The organism is Skermanella sp., from assembly GCF_059503625.1.
The window spans coordinates 1-2,480 of record NZ_JCACHA010000406.1 but is presented as its reverse complement, the minus strand read 5'-3'; the positions used below and the strand labels follow the sequence as shown (position 1 = coordinate 2,480).

3 protein-coding genes and 1 pseudogene are annotated in these 2,480 nt (G+C 64.6%); 2 read left to right on the top strand and 2 right to left on the bottom strand.

All coding sequences use genetic code 11. From position 1 onward, the window contains the following. Positions 1-911 precede the first annotated feature (911 nt). Positions 912-1,133 (top strand): hypothetical protein, encoded by a 222-nt coding sequence (locus tag AC5JJ6_RS08965; RefSeq protein ID WP_496041702.1) that lies wholly within the window; start codon positions 912-914, stop codon positions 1,131-1,133. A 21-nt stretch (positions 1,134-1,154) separates the two neighbouring features. Next, entirely contained in the window at positions 1,155-1,289 is a 135-nt protein-coding gene (locus AC5JJ6_RS08960) for a hypothetical protein (protein ID WP_496041701.1), read from the top strand. On the opposite strand, the pseudogene AC5JJ6_RS08955 reads toward AC5JJ6_RS08960, so the two are convergent. Together AC5JJ6_RS08955 and AC5JJ6_RS08950 are read right to left on the bottom strand one after the other, a co-directional pair. After that, a pseudogene (locus AC5JJ6_RS08955) lies at positions 1,266-1,559 on the bottom strand (IS110 family transposase); the annotation flags it as partial. The gene AC5JJ6_RS08960 and the pseudogene AC5JJ6_RS08955 overlap by 24 nt on opposite strands. A 12-nt stretch (positions 1,560-1,571) precedes the next feature. Beyond that, entirely contained in the window at positions 1,572-2,126 is a 555-nt protein-coding gene (locus AC5JJ6_RS08950) for a transposase (protein ID WP_496041700.1), read from the bottom strand. Positions 2,127-2,480 lie beyond the last annotated feature (354 nt).

The following is a 2,480-nucleotide window of genomic DNA, read 5'->3' as shown; positions in this document are numbered from 1 at the left end:
TCAACAGCGTCGAATCAGAACGCGCGATTCCAAGCAACATCAAAGTGCTCTAGTCCGACGGCAGATTCATGGCCGCGGCAAGCTCGACCCGCTACGTGCCAGGTTGGCCGCCCCAACAGGAGCGATCCGTCAGCACGAAAACTGTGACAGAGCCCAATCGGGACCCCTCTGCTGAGTGGATTCACGGTGGTTCCTGGGATATTCGGGGACCCGGATCGGGATGCTGGTCGTGGATACGGTTGCGATGATCCGTCGGCTGCTCCCGGGCCGATCACGGCGGGGCGAAGATAGGGCGCACTGCCAACCTCACCGGCTGGTCGGCGTTGGAACAGGACACGTCCGATGCTAGATTTTGTGGCCGGAGGACGAATGAGCCACATCGTTTACAAGCCTCTTCCCATTACCCCCGACCGGGTACCCCCGGCCGGCGTGTCTGAGCGCTCGTTCAAGTGAGCGGTGGCGCATCGACGGTAGTCCGCGTTCTTGACGCCCGTCGGGCGACCTTCGGCACCGACCTCGCCTACGTTTTCGGCCGCAATGTCTCCCGCGCTCGCGAGGAGAACGAGAAGGTCACGGAGAGTCCGGACGGCGTCGTTGTCCGACGCTGAGCGTCCCGTCTTCCTCGTCATCGGCGGGTCGAACGGCTCTGGGAAGAGCAGCGCCTACTCCGATGCCCGGGATGCGATCGAGTCCCGAACCCTCTGGATCATCAACCCCGACTTGCTCGCGGCCCGATCCTTACGGATGACCAGTTCCGGCTCTTGGAGCCATTCATCTCGCCGGCCGAACCCGGAGGGGCCTGCGAACTACGGACGTGCGGCGCCTGCTCGACTGCCTGTTCTACCTCGTGCGCACCGGCCGCCAGTGGTGGCACCTGCCACCCCCTCCCGGTCTTCCCACCCTGGCCCACGGTGTACGGCACTATGCGTGTCTTCCTCCGCGACGGGGTGTGGGAAAGCATCCGCCACTACTTCGTAGCTATGCTGCGCGAGGCCGAGGGGTGGGACGCCAGCCCTACAGCGGCGGTCGTCGATACCCAGAGCGTGGGGATGACGGAGAGCGGCGGCCCGCGCGGCTGGGATGCCGCTAAGCGACTGAAGGGGCGCAAGCGCCACGTCGCGGTGGACACATAGGGGCTGCTGCTGGACGTGGTCGTGCATGCAGCCGACATCCAGGACGCCGATGGTCTCCCAGACCTGCTGAGGCGCGTGAAGCCCCTCTACAACTGGCTCCGGATCGTTCTCGCCAATAGAATCTACAACCGGCTCGGTCTTGATCCGGTCACCTGACCTGCGTGGGATCGGCGAGAGCGCAACCACGACGCATTCGTGCCCCGCCACACTTACCTACCGCTGGATCCGGTAGCCGCACGGTCCGGCTTCACAGCAAAAGCCCAGCGTCGAGCCGGCCTTCGCCAGCTTGCTCATCAACGCTTTCAACGCCGTTGGAGTGTTGACAATCGTGCCGTGCTCGCGGACTTCGCCCCGCTTGCCCGCCTCGGCCACCGCAATGGTCTCCTTGTGCACATCAAGGCCGATATAGGTGATAGCCTTCTCCATGACCCGTCTCCTTTATGCATGAGGCTCGGTGCCAGACTGTCTGGCACAATCCTCGCAACCCTCACTCATCCCCTCATTTGCGCCAGCAGTTTTCGGCATGAACACGCCGGCCTTTGATATGGCTTCGGCGAAGTTCTGCATCAGCGGCGCGAGCCTGTGCTCTGGCATGTTGGGGATGAGGTCGTAGAGAATGCAGCCTTGCCGAAACAGCGAGTGGATGCGGCTTTTGCTGGTGTTTGGCTTCAGCAGCCGGTCCATGCCGAGGCTTTCGCCGACCGTGCCCAGCAGGGTGAGCAACGCGGTGGCGAAGGCGCTGACCAGCAGCCGATCGCGTCGCATGGGTTCGCCGATGCGGGTGGCGGACAGCCCCATGCCGAAGCGCACGTCCTTGGTGTCGCGGAAGGCAGGCTCGATCGTCCAGCGCCTGGCGTAGTGGTTGACCAGCACGGCCGCCGTTGCCTCCCGATCGCTCGCAGCCAGGCACCACGGCTCCTTCATGCCCTTGGCATGGACGCACACCACGGCGCCCACTTGGCGGCCCCGCGCCGTCACCCGGGCATGGCGCAGCTTGCGGGCGCGGCCGCCCTTTCCGACCCATTTAGCCGCCGACTTCGTCTCGCCATCCTCGGCAGCGACGCGGATGTTGCCGCGGAAGGGATGACGTAGCCGAAACCCAACTCGCCCAGGAAGGCGAACAGCTTTTGGTCGCCGAAGCCGCGGTCGGCCAGGATCGTCACCCGGCAGCCTGACGGCACGAGTTCAGCCAGGCGGCGCAGGCAGGCATCCTCACAGTCGTTGCGCCTGGTCGCAATCTCCTCCTTCCAGGCGCTCAGCCACAGCAGCGGTGCGGCGCGGCCGTGGCCGGTTACTAGAGCATTTCAGGTTTAGTCGAACGCGTAGCCTGAGTTGGCAAGGTAGTTC